The organism is Streptococcus sanguinis (assembly GCA_013378335.1).
GTDB lineage: Bacteria > Bacillota > Bacilli > Lactobacillales > Streptococcaceae > Streptococcus > Streptococcus sanguinis_I.
Map to the genome: position 1 here is coordinate 38539 of CP040556.1, position 22767 is coordinate 61305.

22 protein-coding genes and 2 pseudogenes are annotated in these 22767 nt (G+C 44.4%); 20 read left to right on the top strand and 4 right to left on the bottom strand.

What is annotated here, in order from left to right; translation table 11 throughout:
- Window positions 1-14 precede the first annotated feature (14 nt).
- The 5 genes from FFV08_00260 to purH are packed head-to-tail and all read left to right on the top strand — an operon-like array spanning window position 15 to window position 5574.
- Window positions 15-1454 carry an amidophosphoribosyltransferase gene (locus FFV08_00260; GenBank protein ID QLB51251.1) on the top strand — a complete coding sequence of 480 codons (1440 nt, stop codon included), beginning with the start codon at window positions 15-17 and terminating at the stop codon, window positions 1452-1454.
- 59 nt (window positions 1455-1513) lie between these two features.
- Window positions 1514-2536, top strand: a complete 1023-nt coding sequence (locus FFV08_00265) for a phosphoribosylformylglycinamidine cyclo-ligase (protein QLB51252.1) — start codon at window positions 1514-1516, stop codon at window positions 2534-2536.
- Window positions 2533-3081: a phosphoribosylglycinamide formyltransferase gene (purN, locus tag FFV08_00270; protein QLB51253.1), complete on the top strand. Its 549-nt coding sequence runs from the start codon at window positions 2533-2535 to the stop codon at window positions 3079-3081. The genes FFV08_00265 and purN overlap by 4 nt, the downstream gene beginning before the upstream one ends.
- The gene (locus FFV08_00275; GenBank protein QLB51254.1) at window positions 3081-3989 is read left to right on the top strand and encodes a hypothetical protein; all 909 of its coding nucleotides are present in this window, start codon (window positions 3081-3083) and stop codon (window positions 3987-3989) included. The genes purN and FFV08_00275 overlap by 1 nt, the downstream gene beginning before the upstream one ends.
- Before the next feature lie 37 nt (window positions 3990-4026).
- The gene (gene purH / locus FFV08_00280) at window positions 4027-5574 is read left to right on the top strand and encodes a bifunctional phosphoribosylaminoimidazolecarboxamide formyltransferase/IMP cyclohydrolase (GenBank protein ID QLB51255.1); all 1548 of its coding nucleotides are present in this window, start codon (window positions 4027-4029) and stop codon (window positions 5572-5574) included.
- Window positions 5575-5710: 136 nt separating this feature from the next.
- On the opposite strand, the gene FFV08_00285 is transcribed toward purH, so the two are convergent.
- A complete protein-coding gene (locus FFV08_00285; protein QLB51256.1) occupies window positions 5711-7660 on the bottom strand; it encodes a CHAP domain-containing protein in 1950 nt (649 codons plus the stop codon).
- A 17-nt stretch (window positions 7661-7677) separates the two neighbouring features.
- Here FFV08_00285 and FFV08_00290 point away from each other — a divergent pair.
- The 10 genes and pseudogenes from FFV08_00290 to FFV08_00335 all read left to right on the top strand — a co-directional run bounded on the left by FFV08_00290 (window position 7678) and on the right by FFV08_00335 (window position 16007).
- A pseudogene (locus FFV08_00290) lies at window positions 7678-7888 on the top strand (hypothetical protein).
- Window positions 7889-7980: 92 nt separating this feature from the next.
- Window positions 7981-9240 carry a phosphoribosylamine--glycine ligase gene (gene purD / locus FFV08_00295; protein QLB51257.1) on the top strand — a complete coding sequence of 420 codons (1260 nt, stop codon included), beginning with the start codon at window positions 7981-7983 and terminating at the stop codon, window positions 9238-9240.
- Window positions 9241-9299: 59 nt separating this feature from the next.
- On the top strand, window positions 9300-10481 hold the full coding sequence (locus tag FFV08_00300) for an ATP-grasp domain-containing protein (protein QLB51258.1): 1182 nt from the start codon (window positions 9300-9302) through the stop codon (window positions 10479-10481).
- A 233-nt stretch (window positions 10482-10714) separates the two neighbouring features.
- On the top strand, window positions 10715-11203 hold the full coding sequence (gene purE / locus FFV08_00305) for a 5-(carboxyamino)imidazole ribonucleotide mutase (GenBank protein ID QLB51259.1): 489 nt from the start codon (window positions 10715-10717) through the stop codon (window positions 11201-11203).
- A complete protein-coding gene (gene purK, locus FFV08_00310; GenBank protein ID QLB51260.1) occupies window positions 11190-12269 on the top strand; it encodes a 5-(carboxyamino)imidazole ribonucleotide synthase in 1080 nt (359 codons plus the stop codon). Before purE ends, purK begins: the two co-directional genes overlap by 14 nt.
- Before the next feature lie 147 nt (window positions 12270-12416).
- A complete protein-coding gene (locus tag FFV08_00315) occupies window positions 12417-13052 on the top strand; it encodes a YdcF family protein (GenBank protein QLB51261.1) in 636 nt (211 codons plus the stop codon).
- Window positions 13053-13066: 14 nt separating this feature from the next.
- A complete protein-coding gene (locus FFV08_00320; GenBank protein ID QLB51262.1) occupies window positions 13067-13294 on the top strand; it encodes a phosphoribosylaminoimidazole carboxylase in 228 nt (75 codons plus the stop codon).
- Between the two features lie 11 nt (window positions 13295-13305).
- Window positions 13306-14481: a hypothetical protein gene (locus tag FFV08_00325; protein ID QLB51263.1), complete on the top strand. Its 1176-nt coding sequence runs from the start codon at window positions 13306-13308 to the stop codon at window positions 14479-14481.
- Window positions 14482-14502: 21 nt separating this feature from the next.
- Window positions 14503-15798: an adenylosuccinate lyase gene (gene purB, locus FFV08_00330; protein ID QLB51264.1), complete on the top strand. Its 1296-nt coding sequence runs from the start codon at window positions 14503-14505 to the stop codon at window positions 15796-15798.
- A 6-nt stretch (window positions 15799-15804) separates the two neighbouring features.
- Window positions 15805-16007, top strand: a pseudogene (locus FFV08_00335) (hypothetical protein).
- On the opposite strand, the gene FFV08_00340 reads toward FFV08_00335, so the two are convergent.
- Both FFV08_00340 and FFV08_00345 read right to left on the bottom strand, forming a co-directional pair.
- On the bottom strand, window positions 15990-16556 hold the full coding sequence (locus FFV08_00340) for an NAD(P)H-dependent oxidoreductase (protein ID QLB51265.1): 567 nt from the start codon (window positions 16554-16556) through the stop codon (window positions 15990-15992). The pseudogene FFV08_00335 and the gene FFV08_00340 overlap by 18 nt on opposite strands.
- Entirely contained in the window at window positions 16553-17149 is a 597-nt protein-coding gene (locus FFV08_00345; GenBank protein QLB51266.1) for a TetR/AcrR family transcriptional regulator, read from the bottom strand. Before FFV08_00345 ends, FFV08_00340 begins: the two co-directional genes overlap by 4 nt.
- A 217-nt stretch (window positions 17150-17366) precedes the next feature.
- Between FFV08_00345 and dhaK the strand changes: the two genes are divergently transcribed.
- The 3 genes from dhaK to dhaM are packed head-to-tail and all read left to right on the top strand — an operon-like array spanning window position 17367 to window position 19319.
- Complete coding sequence (dhaK, locus tag FFV08_00350) at window positions 17367-18356, top strand: dihydroxyacetone kinase subunit DhaK (GenBank protein ID QLB51267.1); 990 nt, start codon at window positions 17367-17369, stop codon at window positions 18354-18356.
- Window positions 18357-18366: 10 nt separating this feature from the next.
- Window positions 18367-18945 carry a dihydroxyacetone kinase subunit L gene (dhaL, locus tag FFV08_00355; GenBank protein ID QLB51268.1) on the top strand — a complete coding sequence of 193 codons (579 nt, stop codon included), beginning with the start codon at window positions 18367-18369 and terminating at the stop codon, window positions 18943-18945.
- The gene (gene dhaM, locus FFV08_00360; GenBank protein ID QLB51269.1) at window positions 18945-19319 is read left to right on the top strand and encodes a PTS-dependent dihydroxyacetone kinase phosphotransferase subunit DhaM; all 375 of its coding nucleotides are present in this window, start codon (window positions 18945-18947) and stop codon (window positions 19317-19319) included. Before dhaL ends, dhaM begins: the two co-directional genes overlap by 1 nt.
- A 327-nt stretch (window positions 19320-19646) precedes the next feature.
- Here dhaM and FFV08_00365 read toward each other — a convergent pair whose 3' ends face one another.
- The gene (locus tag FFV08_00365) at window positions 19647-20363 is read right to left on the bottom strand and encodes a GntR family transcriptional regulator (protein QLB51270.1); all 717 of its coding nucleotides are present in this window, start codon (window positions 20361-20363) and stop codon (window positions 19647-19649) included.
- Between the two features lie 139 nt (window positions 20364-20502).
- Between FFV08_00365 and FFV08_00370 the strand changes: the two genes are divergently transcribed.
- Both FFV08_00370 and FFV08_00375 read left to right on the top strand, forming a co-directional pair.
- Window positions 20503-22290 (top strand): beta-galactosidase, encoded by a 1788-nt coding sequence (locus FFV08_00370; protein QLB51271.1) that lies wholly within the window; start codon window positions 20503-20505, stop codon window positions 22288-22290.
- Window positions 22287-22763 (top strand): PTS system mannose/fructose/N-acetylgalactosamine-transporter subunit IIB, encoded by a 477-nt coding sequence (locus FFV08_00375; GenBank protein QLB51272.1) that lies wholly within the window; start codon window positions 22287-22289, stop codon window positions 22761-22763. The genes FFV08_00370 and FFV08_00375 overlap by 4 nt, the downstream gene beginning before the upstream one ends.
- Window positions 22764-22767: the final 4 nt, after the last annotated feature.

The following is a 22767-nucleotide window of genomic DNA, read 5'->3' on the forward strand; positions in this document are numbered from 1 at the left end:
ATTTAGGTAAAACAATGACATACGAAGTAAAGTCACTGAATGAAGAGTGCGGTATTTTTGGAATCTGGGGTCATCCACAGGCGGCTCAGGTCACCTATTTCGGACTCCATAGTCTGCAGCACCGCGGTCAGGAAGGAGCAGGCATCCTGTCAAACGACCATGGAAAGCTCAAACGCCACCGCGATTTGGGACTGGTTGCAGAGGTCTTTAAGAACCCGGCAGATTTGGATAATCTGACAGGAGAAGCAGCCATCGGCCATGTCCGCTATGCAACGTCTGGCGGAGCCTCCATCAATAATGTTCAGCCTTTCTTCTTCAGTTTCTATGATATGCAGATGGGCTTGGCACATAATGGTAATCTGACCAATGCCCATTCACTGAGACAGGAGTTGGAAAAGAGGGGTTCCATCTTTGCTAGCTCGTCTGATACGGAAATTCTCATGCACTTGATTCGCCATAGTAAGCAGGAAAATTTCTTAGACAAGCTCAAGGAATCCTTGAGACGAGTTCAGGGCGGCTTTGCCTATCTCATCATGAGAGAGGACAAGCTCTACGCTGCGCTGGATCCTAACGGCTTTCGTCCTTTGTCCATTGGCCGCATGAAAAATGGGGCCTGGGTCGTTTCTAGTGAGACCTGTGCTTTTGAAGTGGTGGGTGCTGAATGGGTGCGTGACCTTGAGCCAGGGGAAATCGTGATTATTGATGATGAAGGCGTGACCTATGACAGCTATACGACAGATACTCAGCTGGCTATTTGCTCAATGGAATATGTCTATTTTGCTCGGCCGGATAGCGTTATTCATGGGGTCAATGTCCATGCAGCTCGCAAACGAATGGGGCGCAAGCTGGCTCAGGAATTTCAACATGAGGCGGATATCGTTGTCGGCGTGCCTAATTCTTCCTTGTCAGCGGCCTCTGGCTTTTCCGAAGAGTCTGGCCTGCCAAATGAAATGGGTCTGATTAAAAATCAATACATCCAACGGACTTTTATCCAACCGACGCAGGAGTTGCGAGAGCAAGGAGTTCGTATGAAATTATCTGCTGTTTCCAGTATTGTCAAGGGCAAGCGCGTGGTTATGGTGGATGACTCTATCGTGCGGGGAACGACTAGCCGACGCATCGTCCAGCTCCTACGAGATGCAGGTGCTGCTGAAGTCCATGTGGCTATCGGTAGTCCAGAACTTAAATATCCTTGTTTCTACGGCATTGATATTCAGAATCGGCGCGAGCTCATCTCGGCCAATCATACGGTTGATGAGGTCTGTGAGATTATCGGGGCGGACAGCCTGACCTATCTGTCGCTGGAAGGATTGATTGAATCAGTTGGTATTGAGACGGATGCTCCGAATGGCGGGCTTTGTGTGGCTTACTTTGACGGTCAGTACCCAACTCCGCTCTATGATTATGAAGAGCGCTATCTGGAAAGCCTGAAGGAGAAGACAAGTTTTTATTGAAACAAGGCCAACGGTAGTTGTCGCAATCTTTTTCAAAAATAAGAGTAAGGAAGAAAATTATGACAAATAAAAATGCATACGCTCAATCTGGTGTAGATGTTGAAGCAGGTTATGAAGTTGTTGAGCGAATCAAAAAGCATGTGGCACGTACAGAGCGGGCTGGTGTCATGGGAGCACTGGGTGGCTTTGGCGGCATGTTTGACCTGTCTCAGACTGGGGTCAAGGAGCCAGTGCTGATTTCTGGTACGGATGGGGTCGGAACCAAGCTCATGCTGGCCATTCAGTATGACAAGCACGATACCATTGGGCAGGACTGTGTGGCTATGTGTGTCAATGACATCATCGCTGCAGGTGCGGAGCCCCTTTACTTCCTGGACTATATTGCCACTGGGAAAAATGAGCCAGCAAAGCTAGAGCAAGTTGTTGCCGGTGTGGCTGAAGGCTGCGTCCAGTCTGGAGCTGCTTTGATTGGTGGAGAAACCGCTGAAATGCCTGGTATGTATGGTGAAGATGATTATGACCTGGCTGGTTTTGCAGTTGGGGTTGCTGAAAAGTCAGAGATTATTGACGGCTCTAAAGTCACTGAGGGCGATGTCCTTCTGGGGCTGGCTTCCAGCGGTATTCACTCAAATGGTTATTCTCTCGTTCGTCGTGTTTTTGCGGACTATACGGGTGAAGAAGTCTTACCAGAATTGGAAGGTAAGAAACTTAAGGAAGTGTTGCTTGAGCCGACTCGTATCTACGTCAAGGCTTTGCTACCGCTGATTAAGGAAAAGCTGGTTCATGGGATTGCCCATATTACTGGTGGTGGTTTTATTGAAAATGTGCCCCGCATGTTTGCCAATGACTTGGCTGCTGAGATTGAAGAAGACAAGATTCCAGTCTTGCCGATTTTTAAAGCCCTAGAAAAATATGGTCACATCAAGCACCAAGAAATGTTTGAAATCTTCAATATGGGACTGGGGATGATTTTGGCTGTAGCTCCTGAAAATGTGAATCGTGTCAGAGAACTCCTTGACGAGCCTGTTTATAAAGTTGGCCGGATTGTCAAAAAAGAAAGTGAAAGTGTCCTTATCAAATGAAAAAAATTGCCGTTTTTGCTTCGGGCAATGGATCAAATTTCCAAGTGATTGCTGAGCAGTTTCCTGTTGAATTTGTCTTTTCAGACCATCGCGATGCCTATGTGCTCGAGCGGGCGGATAAGCTAAGTGTCAAAAGCTATGCCTTTGAGCTTAGAGAGTTTGACAGTAAGGCGGCTTACGAGCAAGCTATTGTAGACCTGCTAGAAGAGCACCAGATTGACTTGGTTTGCCTAGCAGGCTATATGAAAATTGTCGGGTCGACCTTGCTTGGCGCCTATGAAGGTCGTATTATCAATATTCACCCAGCCTATCTGCCCGAATTTCCAGGGGCTCATGGCATCGAGGATGCTTGGCAAGCTGGTGTTACTGAAAGTGGTGTGACCATTCATTGGGTGGATTCGGGTGTCGACACTGGTAAGATTATCCAGCAAGTGCGCGTGCCGCGTTTAGCTGAAGACACGCTGGAAAGTTTTGAAGAGCGCATCCATGCCGCCGAGTATCAGCTTTATCCTCAAGTGCTGAAAGAGTTGGGAGTAGGGCAGTAGTGATGGAGAATGTTGTTGATAGCTGGTCAAAGCTAAAAAAAGTTACTGAAGAATATACTAGGATACCGATAAATTATATATTGTTCATAGTACTAAATGTATTAATTTATTTAAATAAAGATCAACTACTTTCAGATCTTGTTATTAGTAATTCTGTACTGAAGAATATTTTCATATTGCTATTAGAGATTTTATCTATATTTTACGATAGAATTTTAACAATATATATTTTCGTGATTATAGTAATGGTTCTCATTTTATTCTTGTTTGAGAAAACTCCTGTTTTTAATCTACTTCCAAAAGATATAGAGTATGTAAATGGATATACTGAATCCTGGAATCCAGTAAGTGCAGTAAATAGATTATTTAATTTATTAATTAAGTTGTCAACAAGTTGGTATGTTGTTTACGTTTTTATTCTTTTTATTATTAAACCGGGAAATTTTTCCATAGAGAATAACTATGTGCTAATAAGAAAAGTTAGTGAAGAAAGTTTGATAAATTTTCTTTGGAATATAAATTATTTAGTTCTTTGTCTTATCGTAGTACGATCTTTGTTTGTCATAAAATATAAAGATATTGAATCGCATTTAAAATTTTCAAATTTGCGATATAATGTAGTCTCTGAATTTGATAGTTCAAATGATGATGAGACAATAAAGTATCTAATTGTAAAGGACACTTATAATTTCAAGCAATATTATTTATTGAAATGTGAAACACATAAACGAGAGTTGAAGAAAATTAAAGATTTATCTTTTAACGGACAAGAAGTAACACGTACATATTGGGAAAAAGGAGCAATTCCTATTTCAAAAAGGAATTATAAAATTTTAGATAAGTCTGAAAATCTTTCTGATCTAATTTATTACTATGAAGAATTAAAAAAGCAATTTTATAATAAGTAGTTTTAACCAATAAATATTGAAGAATAAAGGAGAAAACATGACTAAACGCGCCTTGATCAGTGTCTCAGACAAGACAGGCATTGTAGAATTTGCGAAAGAGCTGAAAGCTCTGGGCTGGGATATCATCTCAACCGGTGGTACCAAGGTGGCCCTTGATAGTGCTGGAGTGGGCACCATTGCCATTGATGATGTAACTGGTTTTCCAGAGATGATGGATGGCCGTGTCAAGACCCTCCATCCCAACATTCACGGCGGTCTCTTGGCTCGTCGGGATTTAGATAGCCACCTACAAGCGGCCAAGGACAATCAGATTGAGCTCATTGACCTGGTCGTGGTGAATCTCTATCCTTTTAAGGAAACCATTCTCAAGCCGGGTGTGGAGTATGCGGACGCGGTGGAAAATATTGACATCGGTGGGCCCTCTATGCTGCGCTCTGCGGCTAAAAATCATGCCAGCGTGACGGTTGTTGTAGATCCGGCTGATTATGCTCTTGTTCTGGAAGAGTTGGCAGCAAATGGCCAAACGACCTATGAAACGCGGCAACGCTTAGCAGCCAAGGTTTTCCGTCACACAGCCGCTTACGATGCTTTAATTGCAGACTACTTCACGGCTCAGGTGGGCGAAAGTAAGCCTGAAAAGCTGACCTTGACCTATGAACTCAAGCAGCCCATGCGCTACGGGGAAAATCCCCAGCAGGATGCTGATTTCTATCAGACTGCTTTGCCACTGGACTATTCCATCGCTTCCGCTAAGCAGTTGAATGGAAAAGAGTTGTCTTTCAATAACATTCGTGATGCGGATGCGGCCATTCGGATTATTCGAGATTTTAAGGATCGGCCAACTGTTGTGGCACTAAAACACATGAATCCTTGTGGCATTGGTCAGGCGGACGATATTGAGACTGCCTGGGACTATGCTTATGAGTCTGATCCGGTTTCTATTTTTGGTGGGATTGTCGTCCTCAACCGTCAGGTGGATGCTGCGACGGCTGAGAAGATGCACGGTGTTTTTCTGGAAATCATCATCGCACCGAGCTACACGGCAGAAGCGCTAGCGATTTTGACCAATAAAAAGAAAAATCTGCGGATTTTGGAGTTGGCTTTTGATGCGCAGGCAGCTTCTGGAGCTGAGAAGGAAGTGACTGGTGTTCTGGGTGGTCTCCTTGTGCAAAATCAAGATGTTATCGAGGAAAATCCAGCTGATTGGCAGGTCGTGACCAAGCGCCAGCCGAACGAGCAGGAGCGTGTGGCTTTGGAATTTGCTTGGAAGTCCGTCAAATATGTCAAATCCAACGGTATCATCATTACCAATGACCGTCAGGTGCTGGGAGTCGGTCCCGGTCAAACCAACCGCGTGGCTTCTGTCAAGATTGCTATTGAGCAAGCCAAAGATCGCCTTGACGGTGCCGCTCTGGCTTCTGATGCTTTCTTCCCATTTGCGGACAATATCGAAGAAATCGCAGCGGCTGGTATCAAAGCCATCATCCAGCCGGGTGGATCTGTCCGTGATGAGGAGTCTATTATCGCAGCTGACAAGCATGGCCTGACTATGATATTCACTGGCGTACGGCATTTTAGGCATTAAGAAATATAAAAAATCCTCGGGTTGAGCCGAGGATTTTTGAGTAGACTTATACTCAATGAAATTCATGAATAAACTAAGCAGGAGTAGTCTGCTCAAAGCACTGGTTTGAAGTGGTTTTGAGGAATGCGAAAGCGGCTTATTTAGGGTAGATATAGGTCAGGCGGCCCCAGTAGGAAGCAGTTGGGTCAAACCAGCCACGGAAGTTGCTGATGTACTGCTTGCCGAGGTAGTTAGACTCTTGGATCTGGATGCGGGTATTGGATTCGACATGAGTCACGACACCAACGTGGCCGTAGCCACCGTCATCCCAGCAGGCGATGGCGCCAACCTCAGGCCTACTGCCGGTACGGAATCCAGCTCTTCTGGCACTAGCTGCCCATTGACCGCCGTTGCCCCAGTAATTTCCTGCCCAAGGAGCTAGAGCTTTAGCTCCCCAAGTGCATTGGCCGACAGGATAAGTTGTCGCATTAGCAGCGGCATAGTTAGGCTGAATATTAGCTGATTGAACGCTTGATTTCTCAACCTGATAGCTAGTTCCAGTCAGACCAGTCAGTTGCCCCGCTTTTTTACGATAGACATGGGTGTTAAATAGACCGCTCCCCTTGTGATTCTGAGTATCCACGGTAAATTTGTAAGTTCCATTGCCGGCCTTATTGGCGGTATACCATTTGATATCATCTTGCCCATTGACTTCTGACCAAGTTGGCAGAACAATATCGCCATCTCCGTAGGCGTCTGTCACGGTCACCTCATAGCGATTAGCCTCAGTTTTCCTAACTGCAACCTTGGCTTGAATTTGGTCGGTAGACATTGAGACAGAATCTGCTGCGTAGTTGTGTTCGCTACCATCATTGTAAGTGATATAGATGTGATTATTATAGGTCCCAGACAAAGCCTGATGATTGCGGATATCAAAGGTCGCACTGAAGGTTCCGTCTCCGTTAGGCGTTGCCTTATACCATTTAAGATTACTCTGATTGCTAGTGCTCCAAATGGGAACTTGGACAGACTTTATAGGTTTAGATAAGCTAGTTTCGGTAGTTTTCACGGTGTAGGTCCCTTGTTTGGGGTTGATATTTTCCACCGTAAAAAGAGGTTTCTGTTCCTCGTCCGAAGGTAATTTTAAGCTGTCAATTTCAACTGTCGTTCCTGTTATACCAGTTGATTCCGGTTGAACATAGCTTTGGCCGTAAAGGTGGATATTGTAAGTCCCAGTGTCGTAGTTATGCTTTCTGAGTTCCACCCGAGCGCTGTAGCTGCCATCCGGATTTTTGCTTGCTTCGTACCATTGTAGATCATCTTGCCCTTTCTTATCAGACCAAGTTGGAAGAACAATTCGATGCATGGTATCAGGTACGTTTTTGACCGTAATTTCCATGATACCGGTTTGAGGGAAGCTGGTTTCGATTATCGGTTTCGGATTTTCAAGATGGAACGTAGTACCAGATAGGAAAATCATTTTTCCGTTTACATTTTCGTAAGTGTCAACGAAGTATCGTCCATAACTACGATGTTTGGATAGATTAAACTCAGTTGATTCTTCTCCTGCGTCATACCACTGAAGGTCGTCGCTGCCTTTTTCCTCTGACCAGACAGCATGGACAATCTTTGAGTGAGTTTGGTCTTTGTTGCGGGAAAAACTAATGCGCCCTGTACCTCCTGAGACGGATGCATTCGTTTTACTAGCTGGTTTATCTACATGAAAGGTAGTGGCATTTAGAGCTACCAAGCGCTCTCCTATCCGTATATAGGTATGAACATGAAACGTACCATATCCTGGATGGTTGCTTAAGTCAATGTCAGTGATGGGCGTTTGTGGTGTATCATACCATTTCAAATCATCTTGTCCGTTTTCTTCAGACCAAACAGCATGAGCAATAAGATAAGGTTCTTGAGCTTGGGAACGGGTATAACTAATAGAGGCTGTACGATCGTTCACAGTCACATCGACATTGCTGGCACGATCAGTGGGGCCTAGAATTTTGACTTCAGATTCAGGCGATTCAACCGCATGAACTGTTGAGTGGTTCGCAAAGAGACCTAGGACAGCTCCAGATAATAAAAACAGTTTTTGATATTTCTTCATAAAACTCCTTTGTGAGAATGGTTTTGGATGGGCCCACCTGTATTATTCGGAAAACTTGTTTGAAAATGATAGTAAATTTGACAAGCCCTGAATATTTTTTTCTAAATTAGGTACAATCCATTCTAAAAGGGGAAGGCTGAAGACAACAATAACTACGGCAATCATATAGAAGAGATATTCTTTTTCTCATTAGAATGGAATAAAACGAACGATTGTGATATAATTTAGATAAATAATTCGTAAAAATAGAATGATTTTTACGTGATGTGTTAGTTTGGTGCGTAAGCGCCTGTGATATTGGATATTGAGGTATCTTGGCTATGAAGCTTTTAGTTGTTGGTTCAGGCGGTCGTGAGCATGCGATTGCCAAGAAATTGTTAGAGTCTCAGGGTGTGGAGCAGGTGTTTGTCGCTCCTGGAAATGATGGCATGACCTTGGATGGGTTGGATTTAGTAAATATTGGAATTTCCGAACATTCTAAACTAATCGAATTTGCCAAGGAGAATGATGTTGCTTGGTCCTTTATCGGTCCGGATGATGCCCTGGCAGCTGGGATTGTAGATGATTTTAACCAAGCTGGGCTCAAGGCTTTCGGTCCATCTCGTTTAGCAGCGGAGCTGGAGTGGTCCAAGGATTTTGCCAAGGAAATTATGGTTAAATACGGTGTTCCGACAGCAACCTATGGCACATTTTCCGACTTTGAGGAAGCCAAATCCTACATCGAAAAGCAAGGGGCGCCTATCGTGGTCAAGGCGGACGGCCTAGCTCTGGGCAAGGGTGTGGTCGTAGCGGAGACTGTGGAGCAGGCGGTCGAAGCAGCTCACGATATGCTCTTGGATAATAAGTTCGGCGACAGCGGTGCGCGCGTGGTCATCGAGGAATTTCTTGAAGGTGAGGAGTTCTCTCTCTTTGCCTTTGTCAATGGCGATAAGTTTTACATCCTGCCGACGGCCCAGGACCATAAGCGGGCCTACGATGGGGACAAGGGTCCCAATACAGGTGGTATGGGAGCTTATGCGCCAGTGCCTCACCTGCCACAAAGCGTGGTGGTTCAGTCGGTTGAGACGATTATCAAGCCGGTTCTCAAAGGCATGATTGCTGAGGGCCGACCTTATCTTGGCGTGCTCTACGCTGGGCTGATTTTGACAGCCGATGGCCCCAAGGTTATCGAGTTCAACTCGCGCTTTGGCGACCCAGAGACCCAGATTATCCTGCCGCGCCTTACGTCTGATTTTGCGCAGAACATCACGGACATTTTGGACAAGAAAGAGCCTGCTATCACTTGGCTGGCTGAGGGCGTGACCCTTGGCGTGGTTGTCGCATCAAATGGCTACCCGCTAGATTATGAAAAGGGTGTCGAATTGCCAGCAAAAACCGAAGGCGACATCATCACCTACTATGCTGGGGCTAAGTTTGCGGAAAATAGTAGAGCACTGCTGTCGAATGGTGGCCGAGTGTACATGCTGGTCACCACAGCAGATACCGTCTCAGCTGCGCAGAAAAAAATCTACGACCAACTTAAAAAACAAGACACCACAGGCCTCTTTTACCGAACAGACATCGGAAGCAAGGCTTTGTAAATCAAATGTATTAAACTTTGAGCCGTGAGGCTTGAATATAGAATTCTGGTGTTTGAAAAATGAAAAACAGACTGCTATTTTTAGAAGGTTCTAGCTTAACTTCAAGAGAGACTCTAACAGTATTGCTAAAAGAGAGCTACAAAGTTGATGTCCTGTCTCCTGATAAGTTTTCTATTGCAACATTCAGTCGACTCACTCATAGAATTCCGACAGTTGATATAAATCGTTTTCCTTTAGATTACTTGAAACAAGTTAATCAGCTGCTTCATCAAAAAAATTATGCAGCTATTTTGCCGACACATGAGGAAGGCTGGTTATTGGCAAATGGGGGAAATTTTTTACCAACTCGTTTGCCAGTAGCGCTTGCTGATAAAGAACAAATTGAAAAGCTGGCTGGGAAGATTGCGTTTGCTGAAATTTCGGATCAGTTAAATCTGCCAATTCCTAAATGGGAGCGTGTGGAAAATTTAGAATCTGTTTCTCTTCCTTATCCTTATTGGCTAAAGGCAGACTATGGTACTGCCGGTCGTTTGGTTTATAAAATCACAAGTAAGGAAGATTTGGCGAGAGCTGCGGACGTTTTATTAGCCAATGATGAAAAATGGATGGTTCAGCAAGACATAGTCGGAGATTATGGTCAGGTTCAAGCAGTATTTCATCATGGTCAGTTACTTGCAGTTCATTCTAGTGTTAAAGTGGGTTCTGGTGCCGGTGGTTCAGCTGCTGCTAGATTAAGTATAGAATCTGAGAAAACGAGAGAGCATGTCGAAAAATTAGGTCAATTTTTACAATGGCATGGTGCTTTAACTTTAGATTTTATACGTACCGACGGTCATTTTTATTACATAGAATGCAATCCTAGAATGGTTGAACCTGCTAATGCCTACAAAGCAGGAGTTAACTTCCCAAAAATCATGATAGAGTTAGCCAATGGCTGCTATTCCAAATCTGATGTTAGTGTTGGGCAAGCAGGGGTAGGGACGCATAGCCTGATGGCTTTGCTTATCGGCACTGCAGAAAGAACCAAGAGCAGAAAAAAGATATTGCAGACAATAGGGCAGTGGCTTTTTAAAAGTGACAGCGAGGAGGTTTTAACTCCAGTTTGGAAAGATTTCCTAAGTTTTATCCCTCTTGCCACTATTACAATCCGATTATTGATAAATCCTAAAAGTGTCACAAAACTGGTCAATAATACTGTTAAAGATTACAGTGTGGAAGCAGCCACCCTAAAAAATATTTGAGTAAAAGATTCCATTTATTCAAAGGGTAAAGGAACATTCCCTTAGTTTACTTATTCTTTTCTAAGGGATTTTCGCAAATAACAAAAAATGCTATAACATAAAAATGAAAGGAATTGAACACGGGACTAAATCCCTAGGAAAAATGATAAAACTGCCTAGACGTAACGTCGTCGTTAGTTTTCCTATTTTTCTACGGGATTTTTCGCAAGCGAAACGTCCCTTTGTATCTTAATATGAAACCAATTATTTCCATCATCATGGGCTCCAAATCTGACTGGGCTACCATGCAAAAAACAGCCCAAGTCCTAGATCGCTTCGGTGTAACCTACGAAAAAAAGGTCGTCTCTGCCCACCGCACGCCTGACCTCATGTTTCAGCATGCAGAAGAAGCTCGCAGCCATGGCATCAAGGTCATCATCGCTGGTGCTGGCGGTGCAGCCCATTTGCCAGGAATGGTAGCAGCTAAGACCACTCTGCCTGTCATCGGTGTACCAGTCAAATCTCGTGCTCTCAGCGGTCTGGACTCACTTTATTCTATTGTGCAGATGCCAGGCGGTGTACCTGTTGCAACTATGGCTATTGGGGAAGCAGGAGCGACCAACGCTGCCCTGACTGCCCTTCGGATCTTGGCCATTGAAGACCAAGACCTAGCAGCAGCGCTAGCGGATTTTGCTGAAGAACAAGGAAAAATCGCTGAGGAGTCTAGCAATGAGCTCATCTAAAACAATCGGAATTATCGGTGGCGGTCAGCTGGGGCAGATGATGGCCATTTCTGCTATCTACATGGGGCATAAGGTTATCGCGCTAGATCCTGCTACAGATTGCCCTGCCTCTCGTGTGGCAGAAATCATCGTGGCACCTTATAACGATGTGGACGCTCTCCGTCAGCTGGCGGAGCGTTGCGATGTCCTCACCTATGAGTTTGAAAATGTTGATGCCGACGGTTTGGATGCCGTTATCAAGGAGGGACAACTCCCTCAAGGAACGAACTTGCTCCGCATTTCTCAAAATCGGATTTTTGAAAAGGACTTTCTCGTAAATAAGGCCCAAGTCACCGTGGCACCCTACAAGGTCGTGGCTTCTAGCCAAGACTTGGCGGATATAGACCTGTCAAAAAACTATGTCCTTAAGACTGCGACTGGTGGCTATGACGGGCATGGACAAAAGGTTATTCGTTCAGCAGAAGATTTAGAAGCAGCCTATGCGCTGGCTGATTCGGCAGACTGCGTCTTGGAAGAGTTTGTCAACTTTGACCTTGAAATTTCTGTCATTGTATCAGGAAATGGCAAGGACGTGACGGTTTTCCCAGTTCAGGAAAATATCCACCGTAACAACATCCTGTCTAAGACCACTGTGCCAGCCCGCATTCCAGCAAGCTTAGCTGACAAGGCAAAAGCAATGGCAGTGCGAATCGCAGAACAGCTTAACTTGTCTGGAACGCTCTGCGTGGAAATGTTTGCGACGGCTGATGACATCATTGTCAATGAAATTGCGCCACGGCCACACAACTCTGGGCACTACTCTATCGAAGCCTGCGACTTCTCGCAGTTTGACACCCATATTCTCGGTGTTCTCGGAGCACCATTGCCAGCCATCAAACTGCATGCGCCAGCCGTCATGCTCAATGTTCTCGGCCAGCACGTCGAGGCCGCTGAAAAATATATCACAGAAAATCCAAGCGCCCACCTCCACCTGTATGGTAAAATAGAAGCGAAGCACAATCGCAAGATGGGGCATGTGACTTTATTTAGTGATGCGCCGGATAGCGTGGTTGAATTTGGGGAGTAAGACAGGATTCCAGTTATAAGGTCCGTCATCTTACCCCTGCAAGGTTGACTAGGCTTGTCGTAGCTGATAAAGTCAGCAAGAGAAGTCGGTCAACTACCGCTAGAAGGAATTGATTTTTAAGAAAACTCTGCGGAGGAAATGTTATAGATGAAACCAATTATCCCGAAAAGTCCAGAAGTTCCGAAAGAGTTATCTGATAAAGAAATCTCTTTTTTGACTAAGAGTGTTTTTGGGGAAATAATCGAACCTCAGCCGTGTGATGTTTTATTTGTTTTCAGTGGGACTCACCCAGGCCACTGGGAAAAAGCTATTGAGGCTTATCAAAAAAGCTATGTAAGACGAATTATTGTGACCGGCGGTCGAAGTTTGACAGGAACGCCTCATCCAGATTGGAATGGACATACAGAGGCAGAGGTTATTATCCAGCATCTGCTGGCTGCGGGCATTCCTGAAGAAGCGATTAAATCTGAAAACTCCTCTAGCAATACTTTAGAAAACGTACTGTTTGCCAAAGAAATTTTTGATTTTAACACTGTTGAGACCGTTATGTTCATTTGCAAAAGCCACGCGACTGGTAGGCAATGGCGGACCTTGGCTCAGCACTTACCGGAGCATCTTCGCTATATCCCATATACCTTCAATGCCTTTTACAAGGATGTTGAGATTGGTCGGGATAGCTGGATGAGTACAGAAATTGGCAAGTCCAGAGTTTGGGGAGAATATCTGCGGCTTCTCCATTATGGAGAAAAGGGAGATATTTTAAAATTAGATGTTGAATTATGATATAGGAGGTTTCTATGATTCAAATCATCGTCAATGCTTTTGTGGAAGAAGGCAAGACTGGAGCTGTTGTGGAAGTGCTCTTTGCCAGTGCCGACCATGAAAAAGTAAAAGCCAAATATCAGGAATTAAAGATTCAATATCCAAACAATTATCTGGCTATCTATGATTTGCCATTGGATACTGATTTGAACATACTAGATCACTATCCATCTGTGTTTATTGGAAAAGAAGAGTTTGAATAGGAGACATCATATTGAAAGAGGAAACAAAGAAATTAATTTCGATTATTTTTGGCTATTTAGCAGCTATATTGTTTGTAAATGAGAATGTTTTCTATAAATTGATAGCGCTGTGTATCTTGGGGGGATTAGTATTCTCTTGGAAATCAAAATTAGTTGTTTGGTTAAAAAATAAATATAATCTTTTAAAAGATATTCGAAAAAGAAAGTATTTTTATGTTACCGAAAAAGGTTATAAAACGGATTTAAAGAAACGTCGTGAATTAGGTAGTGCTATTTATGCATTTTCTAATATTGGTTTTATAGTGTTGATTATGATTATTTCAGCTGTAACCTCTTTGATTAACTATCCGTTAGCAACAGGATTATTTGGTATTATTATATATGGAGCAATGATTATTGCTTTTATTGGTATAATATTGTCAGTTCGAAATTATGTAACCGGAATGTATTATTATATTTTGCCATGGTTAGTTGTTCTTATCACTGTTGATTATGTTGGTTCATATTCAAGCATAAATTCGATTATAATCTTTATAGTCTCGATATTAATTTCATATATTTTTTTGACACTTTTATTACCCTTGCACTCATTAAGAAAAATAACTAGTAGTACTTGGTTGTTTGGAGTGCTAACCACATTGCTAGTTCCTTTATTTTTGGAGTATTTCTTTAAGTACTATATGGTGGAAGCAATTCAGAAAGAGTTTTATAGTAATCCTATAACGTTAGATTTATTGAATAAACAAGGTTTAACCCCAGATGTCCTTTCGTTCATTAAGGCAAATCCATATATTATTGATTTGATGAATAGATTTCGAGAGATGTCTATAGCTCATGATTTGAATTCTTTTACTTCTGATTTATCTACTTTAAGATTTTTATTACTCACTTCTTATTCTATTGGAACAATCATTATTACTCTTAAAATAAAGTTAGGTAAGTCAAAAGCTGAAGATATTTATTCACATATTAAGTCATCAGACGATGTGAAATATGATTCTCTCAGAGACTGTATTTTTTATGGTGGTGATGAATATGAGAGCAAGATAATGGCAAATAGTGATTTTGAAGCAATAATTATATCTGAGGAACAGCAGTTAGAGAAATATGTTGAACAAACGTGGTGGATAAAATATCCTTCTAAATTCGTTGAATTTATTGGTACAAAATTGAAGAAATTGATTTAATTTTTAAGGAGCAAACAAACAATGATTGAACGTTACTCTCGCCCTGAAATGGCGAACATTTGGACTGAGGAAAATAAGTACAAGGCTTGGCTGGAGGTTGAAATTCTGGCTGACGAGGCTTGGGCTGAGCTGGGTGAGATTCCCAAGGAAGATGTGGCCTTGATTCGTGAGAAGGCTGGCTTTGACATTGACCGCATTTTGGAGATTGAGCAGGAGACGCGCCACGATGTAGTGGCTTTCACGCGGGCAGTTTCTGAGACACTTGGTGAAGAGCGCAAGTGGGTGCACTATGGCCTGACCTCAACTGATGTGGTAGATACTGCCTACGGCTACCTCTACAAGCAGGCCAATGACATTATTCGTGAGGATCTGCGTCGCTTCACTGACATCATTGCAGAGCGGGCGCGGGAGCACAAGTTCACCATCATGATGGGACGGACCCATGGGGTGCATGCGGAGCCGACGACTTTCGGACTTAAGCTCGCGACTTGGTACAGCGAAATGAAGCGCAATATCGAGCGTTTCGAGATTGCGGCTGCGGGTGTGGAAGCCGGGAAAATCTCTGGTGCGGTTGGGAACTTCGCCAACATTCCGCCATTTGTGGAAAGCTATGTCTGTGAGAAATTAGGCATCCGTCCGCAGGAGATTTCGACTCAAGTCCTGCCACGTGACCTCCACGCTGAATACTTCTCAGCTCTAGCCTTGATTGCGACATCTATTGAGCGCATGGCGACGGAAATCCGTGGTCTGCAAAAATCTGAGCAACGCGAAGTGGAAGAATTCTTTGCTAAGGGGCAAAAGGGTTCATCTGCTATGCCCCACAAACGCAATCCAATCGGTTCTGAAAATATGACTGGTCTGGCGCGTGTCATTCGTGGCCACATGGTAACAGCCTTTGAGAATGTCTCTCTCTGGCATGAGCGCGACATTTCCCACTCATCAGCTGAGCGGATTATCGCACCAGACACGACCATTCTCATCGACTACATGCTCAACCGCTTTGGTAATATCGTCAAGAACTTGACCGTCTTTCCAGAAAACATGAAGCGGAACATGAACTCGACCTTTGGTCTTATCTTCAGCCAGCGGGCTATGTTGACCTTGATTGAAAAGGGCATGACACGGGAGCAGGCTTATGACTTGGTGCAGCCAAAGACTGCCCAGTCTTGGGACAATCAAGTGGACTTCAAGCCTCTGCTCGAAGCGGATCCAGAAGTCACTTCCCGCCTGACTCAGGAAGAGATTGATGAAATCTTCAACCCAGTTTACTATACCAAGCGCGTGGATGAAATCTTCAAGCGCGTGGGGCTGGATTAAACATAAAAACGAGCCTGGGCAAAAAGTCCAGGCTTTTGAATCTAAATTAGGAAAAATAGATGGCGCAGTGGTTGATTGGCATCTTCCTTCGCTTTTTAAGCTCCAAAGATGACCTAATCAACTGTGCGGGGGTGGGAAGACGAACTTTTTTTACTTGTTTGAAGTTCTTTCCCATTCCCGTTTTCTTTATCTTAAATTTGACTGGCTAGTTGCCCGACTTTCTTGAGCATTTCTTGGCGTTGTTGGTCTGTTTTGCGTTCTACTCCGTTGAGCTCTGTCAGTTTGACGGGAGAAATACCACAAAGTTTCAGGACTTGATTTTTAAGTACCTTGCCGTAGTCTTGGACAAAAGGCAGGGCAAAACCTGGTGTATTATGGCTGACGATAATCCAGCCGGACTTGCCTTGCAGGTGGCCTTGGAGGCCAACTTTTTTATAAGAGTAAGCAAAGTCAGCCACAAAGACGCGGTCGATAAAGCCTTTGAGAATGGCCGGCATGCCGCTCCACCAGATAGGGAAAATGAAAATCAGGTGGTCTGCCCAAGTAATCAAATCGCGGTATTTTGCCATTTCAGGGTCTTTGTGCAGGTCACGGCGTCTATGTTCTTGGTCAAAGCGCAAAATCGGATCAAAATTTTCAGCATACAAGTCCAAGGTTTTCACCTCGTGCTTTTTAGAAAGGTTGCTTTGAACTTCTTTGAGAATAGCAGCATTGAAGCCAGTTGGGCTGGGGTGGGTGTAAATAATCAAGGTTTTCATGATCGTTCTCCTTTGATATAAATGTCAAGCATGTGCTCGATTGTGCTTTGGATGGCTTGAGGATCAAGGTCTTGCCCGATAGGACTGTTGGCTAGAACGGCTAGGCCTGTGATAAAGCTCCAAAAGTGAAAAAGGCTTTCCGCTTCGCTATTGCTAAAATTTTCCTCCTCGCGAAGCTTTAAAACAAGCTCCTTAAATTTATCAAATCCAGGCAAGTCAGACTCCAAGAGAATGGTGTCCTGAGTCACCTTCATATATTTAAAAGGAAATTTGATAAAGAGAGCTTCGAAAAAATGAGGATAGGTCTTAGCAAAAATAATGAAATTAAGTCCAAGCCGGGTCAGCTGATCACGCGCAGAACCTGTCGCATCAATATTTTCATTGATTTCCTGATTGAGAAACAGCGAAAGCTGGGTCAAAACTACCTTAAGGTAGCCTTCCTTGCTCTCAAAATGGCGGTAAGGGCTGCTGTGAGTTACACCGCAGGCCTTGGCAACAGTCCTGAGCGAAAGCTGTTCAATTCCGTGTTTTCCGATTTCGTCAATCCCTGTTTGGATGAGTTGTTCTTTCAGCTGGGCAGTATTGCGTTTCATGTATGTCCTCCAAAAGTATACACTGTCTACTTATCTATCTTTAGTATACGCTGTCTACTTTCTCTTGTCAACTAATTTGATGCTTTCTTCTAGTCTAAGATGTGGCAGAATTTGCTTTCGGTAAGATAAAATGTTAAAATAACATTAAAATGATAGCGCTTTCTTTTTAGGGGAAATTGCTCAATTATAAAGAAGCGCTGAGAAACGGAGGACACCTATGAAGAAAATTATCAACGATCCAACAGCAGTTGTGGACGAAATGCTGGACGGCTTAGCCTATATTCACAGCGATTTGGTTTATCGGGTGGAGGGCTTTGATATCATTGCCCGCAAGAGTGAGAAGACAGGCAAGGTTGGCCTGATTTCTGGCGGTGGCAGTGGTCATGAGCCTTCCCATGCTGGCTTTGTCGGAGAGGGTATGCTGTCGGCTGCTATCTGCGGTGCGGTCTTTACTTCACCAACACCTGACCAGGTCTTGCAGGCTATCAAGGAAGCAGATGAGGGAGCTGGGGTCTTCATGGTAATCAAGAATTACTCCGGTGACATCATGAACTTTGAAATGGCTCAGGAAATGGCTGAGATGGAAGGGATTGAGGTGGCTAGTGTCGTCGTAGATGACGATATCGCAGTAGAAGACAGCCTCTATACTCAAGGTCGCCGCGGAGTGGCTGGTACGATTCTTGTCCATAAGATTCTAGGGGATGTGGCGCGTGCAGGCAAATCTCTGACTGAAATCAAGGCTCTGGCTGATGAGCTAGTCAAACATATTCACACAGTCGGCTTGGCTCTGAGTGGGGCAACCGTTCCGGAAGTCGGCAAGCCTGGTTTTGTTTTGGCTGATGATGAGATAGAGTTCGGCATTGGCATCCATGGTGAGCCAGGCTATCGCAAGGAAAAGATGCAGCCGTCTAAGGACTTAGCTAAAGAATTAGTCGAAAAGCTAAGTCAGTCTGTTGAGCTCAAATCTGGCAAGAAAATCGGCATCCTCATCAATGGTATGGGTGCAACACCGCTCATGGAGCAGTATGTCTTTGCGGCCGATGTAGCAAATCTCCTGGCAGATGCTGGAGTCGAAGTTGTCTATAAAAAGCTGGGTAATTACATGACTTCTATTGACATGGCAGGGATTTCTCTGACCTTTATCGAGCTGGATCAGCCAGAATGGCTGGAGGCTCTCAGTAGCCCAGTCACGACAGCCGCTTGGTAAGGAGGTGCTTATGGACGCAGCAAGAGCAAAAAAATGGATGCAGTTGTTCAATGAGAAAATTCAGGAGCAAAAGGCCTATCTATCTGACCTTGATACACCCATCGGTGATGGCGATCACGGTGCCAATATGGCCAGAGGGATGGCAGCAGCGGTAGAGAGTTTAGCTGCTAAAGACTTTGCTAGTGCGGCCGAGGTTTTTCAGGCTGTTTCCATGCAGCTGATTAGCAAGGTCGGCGGTGCTTCAGGCCCTCTTTATGGCTCGGCCTTCATGGGCATGGCCAAGGCTGAAAAAGACGGCAAAGACTTGTCAGAAGTCATCCAAGCTGGGCTGGACATGATTCAGAAGCGGGGCAAGGCTGTGCCCGGTGAGAAAACCATGGTGGATGTTTGGTCGGGGATTCCTGTTTCTCTGCAGTCTGGAGACTTGACGCATGAAAAGATTGGATCCCTAGTGGAAGCGACCAAAGATCTGAAAGCGACTAAGGGGCGGGCTTCCTATGTCGGGGAGCGCTCTATTGGTCATCTCGATCCCGGTTCTGCTTCATCCGGTCTCCTCTTTGAGGCTCTTCTAGAAACGGAGGCAGACTGATGGCAGATACTGGTATTCTTATCATTTCTCATTCCAAAAACCTGGCCCAAGGTTTGTTTGACCTCATTTCGCAGGTAGCGGCAGATGTGGCCATCAGCTATGTAGGCGGGCTAGAAGACGGCAGCATCGGGACCAGCTTTGAAGGGATTCAGGCAGCTTTAGATGCCAATGACAAGGACATTATTTTGGCCTTTTTCGATCTGGGCTCGGCTCGGATGAATCTAGAAATGGTCGCAGACTTTTCTGACAAGGAAATCATCATCAACAATGTTCCCTTGGTAGAGGGTGCTTATACGGCAGCTGCCCTTCTTCAGGCTGGGGCAGATTTACCTAACGTTTTGCTTCAGGTCCGTGAATTAGAAATAAAGAAATAGCTGATTTTCTAGAGACTTAATAAACGACTTCATTTGCAAAATAAGGAACATTTTATATCAAAAAACTGGGATTCAGTCCCAGTTTTTTGCTTTATCATTGTACCAATTTTCAGGGAAACAGCCAGTGTTTCTTATTTTTTCTTCTTTAGAATAATTGAAAAATAGAACAAAACAATAAACTGTGCTTACTTTTTGACAGAATTCACTTTTTAATGAACAAAAGTTCTTAGAATGGATTGCAAATTGGTATAGATAGACTTATTATAGATATAAATACACAAGATGAAACAAAAAACGACAGCCGATTAGAAGCCATCGTTTTCAATCTTAGTGGTCCCGATTGCAGGAAATGAACTTGATCTTGAAGAAGTCACCGCGTTTGTAAGTTTCGCTGTATTCTAAGATCTGCCCAGTGCTTTCCAGTTGGGTAATCTTCACCTGATGAACGGTCGGGAAGTTGGTATCAACTTCCAGTACTTTCGCAACATCTTTTGGTGTTGGGAAGACAATTTCATTGGTCTCTTCAAAATGCTCATCATTCATGTGAATGTGGTAGTCAGTTTTGAAGCGGTTGTAGATAGAGCTGTAGTAGTCCATATCTGGATAGTTAGGATTGATGTACTGCTCAGGGATATAGGTTTGGTGATAGATATAGATTTTATCGCCAGTCCGTCTGATCCGGTCGATCTTATAGTAGAACTGCGTTGGTGCTAGTTCTAGCTTATCCAAGATTTTCAGGTCATTCCCACGCTTGATGGAGAGAACAGTCACCTTATCTTTTTGGATAGGGAAGGTCTCAACGTCAGAAAATTCCACCAGCTTGTGCTTTCTTGCACGTGAAACGAAGGTTCCCTTGCCTTGCTGGCGGATGATGTAACCATCGTTGGCCAGTTCATTCAAAGCGCGGACAACGGTAATGGAGCTGACATTAAACATCTGAATCAGCTCAGCCTCTGTGTAAAACTTATCGCCATTTTCAAATTTGCCAGAAATGATTTGCTGCTTGAGCTCATCTTTGATTTGTTGGTATTTTGGAATAGCCATTTTGTTCACCTCTCTTTTTTTACTTTTCTTACTTAAGATTTTAACATATTTTAAAAAAAAATGTTGACATTTATGCAAAAATTTATTATATTAATGTTAATAAGAGATGAAAGCGGTTTTAAACTGAAGGGAACATCAGATGGCAAGATTCAAAATTGGTCATTCCTTCTGTTTGGATGATCGGGAGTTTAAGATTTTATCGGGAGCCATTCACTATTTTCGGGTACAGCCTGAGGATTGGTACCATTCCCTTTATAATCTCAAAGCTCTGGGCTTTAACACAGTGGAAACCTATCTTCCCTGGAATATGCACGAACCCCAAAAAGGTGTCTTTAACTTCCAAGGGATTTTAGATATTGAAGCATTTTTACAGACAGCTCAGGATTTGGGACTTTATGCCATTATCCGCCCTTCGCCTTTTATCTGCGCGGAGTGGGAGTTCGGTGGTCTGCCGGCCTGGCTGCTCAATGAGAACATGCGCATCCGCTCATCAGATGAGGCCTTTCTGCAGGCTGTAGCCAGCTATTATGACGAGCTGCTGCCGCGACTGACTCCAAGGCTGCTGGACAATGGGGGAAACATCCTCATGATGCAGGTGGAAAATGAGTACGGTTCTTATGGGGAAGACAAGGCCTACCTGAGAGCAATCAGACAGCTCATGGAAGAACGAGGTGTAACCTGTCCGCTCTTTACTTCAGACGGACCTTGGCGAGCCACACTGAAAGCCGGTACATTGATTGACGATGATGTCTTTGTGACAGGAAATTTCGGCTCCAAGGCAGATTACAATTTTGCCCAGATGCAGGAATTCTTTGACGAGCATGGCAAAAAGTGGCCGCTCATGTGTATGGAGTTCTGGGATGGCTGGTTCAATCGCTGGAAAGAGCCTGTCATCAAGCGAGATCCAGACGAACTGGCTCAAGCTGTTCACGAAGTGCTCCAGCAGGGTTCAATCAATCTCTATATGTTTCATGGTGGTACCAACTTTGGCTTTATGAATGGCTGTTCGGCCAGAGGTGTTATTGACCTGCCACAGGTAACTTCCTATGACTATGATGCTCTACTCGATGAGCGAGGCAATCCGACGGATAAGTACTATGCAGTTCAGAGGATGCTGAAAGAGCATTATCCAGAGTATCCGCAGATGGAGCCGCTGGTGAAAGAGTCTTTTGAACTCAGGAATATCCCGCTCAGTCAGAAAGTCAGTCTCTTTGAGACATTGCCTGACTTGGCTCAGCCTATCGAAAGTCTCTATCCGATGAAGATGGAAGAGCTGGGGCAAAATGTCGGCTACCTGCTCTATCGGACTTGGGCTAGTTGGGATGCTGATCAGGAAAGGCTCCGTGTCATTGACGGCCGCGACCGTATGCAGCTCTATGTGGACGGTCAGCACATTGCAACCCAGTACCAGACAGAAATCGGTCAGGATATCATGGTGGACGGCCAGAAAAAGTCAGAGCACCAGCTTGACATTCTGATGGAGAATATGGGCCGGGTCAATTATGGCCACAAGCTCTTGGCAGATACCCAGCAAAAAGGCATCCGTACCGGTGTCTGCAAGGACCTGCACTTCCTGCTTGACTGGCAGCATTATCCATTGCCGCTGGACCATCCAGAAAAGATCGACTTTTCAAAAGGGTGGCAGGAAAAGCAACCAGCTTTCTACGCTTTTGACTTTAAAATGAAAGCGCTTAAAGATGCTTACCTGGATCTGTCCGACTTTGGCAAGGGCGTCGTCTTTGTCAACGGTGTCAGCATTGGCCGCTTCTGGAATGTCGGACCGACCTTATCGCTCTATATCCCACACAGCCTGCTCAGAGAAGGCGACAATCGCATCATTATCTTTGAGACAGAAGGGGTATACAGCGAAACTATTCACTTAGTTAACAAACCTACATTTAAAACAATAAAGGGGGAAAATCTATGACAATAGTAGGTGCACGTATCGATGGACGTTTGATCCATGGACAGGTAGCCAATCTTTGGACTACCAAGCTCAACATTTCACGCATTATGGTGATTGACGATGAGGTAGCTGAAAATGCTATCGAAAAGAGCGGACTCAAGCTCGCAACGCCAGCTGGTGTGAAACTAAGTGTCTTGCCAATCGCTAAGGCAGCAGAAAATATCTTGGCCGGCAAGTATGATTCACAGCGACTCTTGATTGTCGCTCGCAAGCCAGACCGCTTCTTGCGGTTGGTCGAAGCTGGTGTTCCGCTGGAAACGCTGAATGTCGGCAATATGTCTCAGTCAGATGAAACTCGCTCCATTACCCGCTCTATCAACGTGGTAGATGCAGATGTTGAAGCCTTTCACAAGCTGCACGAAAAAGGAGTCAAGCTGACAGCGCAAATGGTTCCCAACGATCCTGTTGAGGACTTCATGAAGTTATTAAAATAAGACA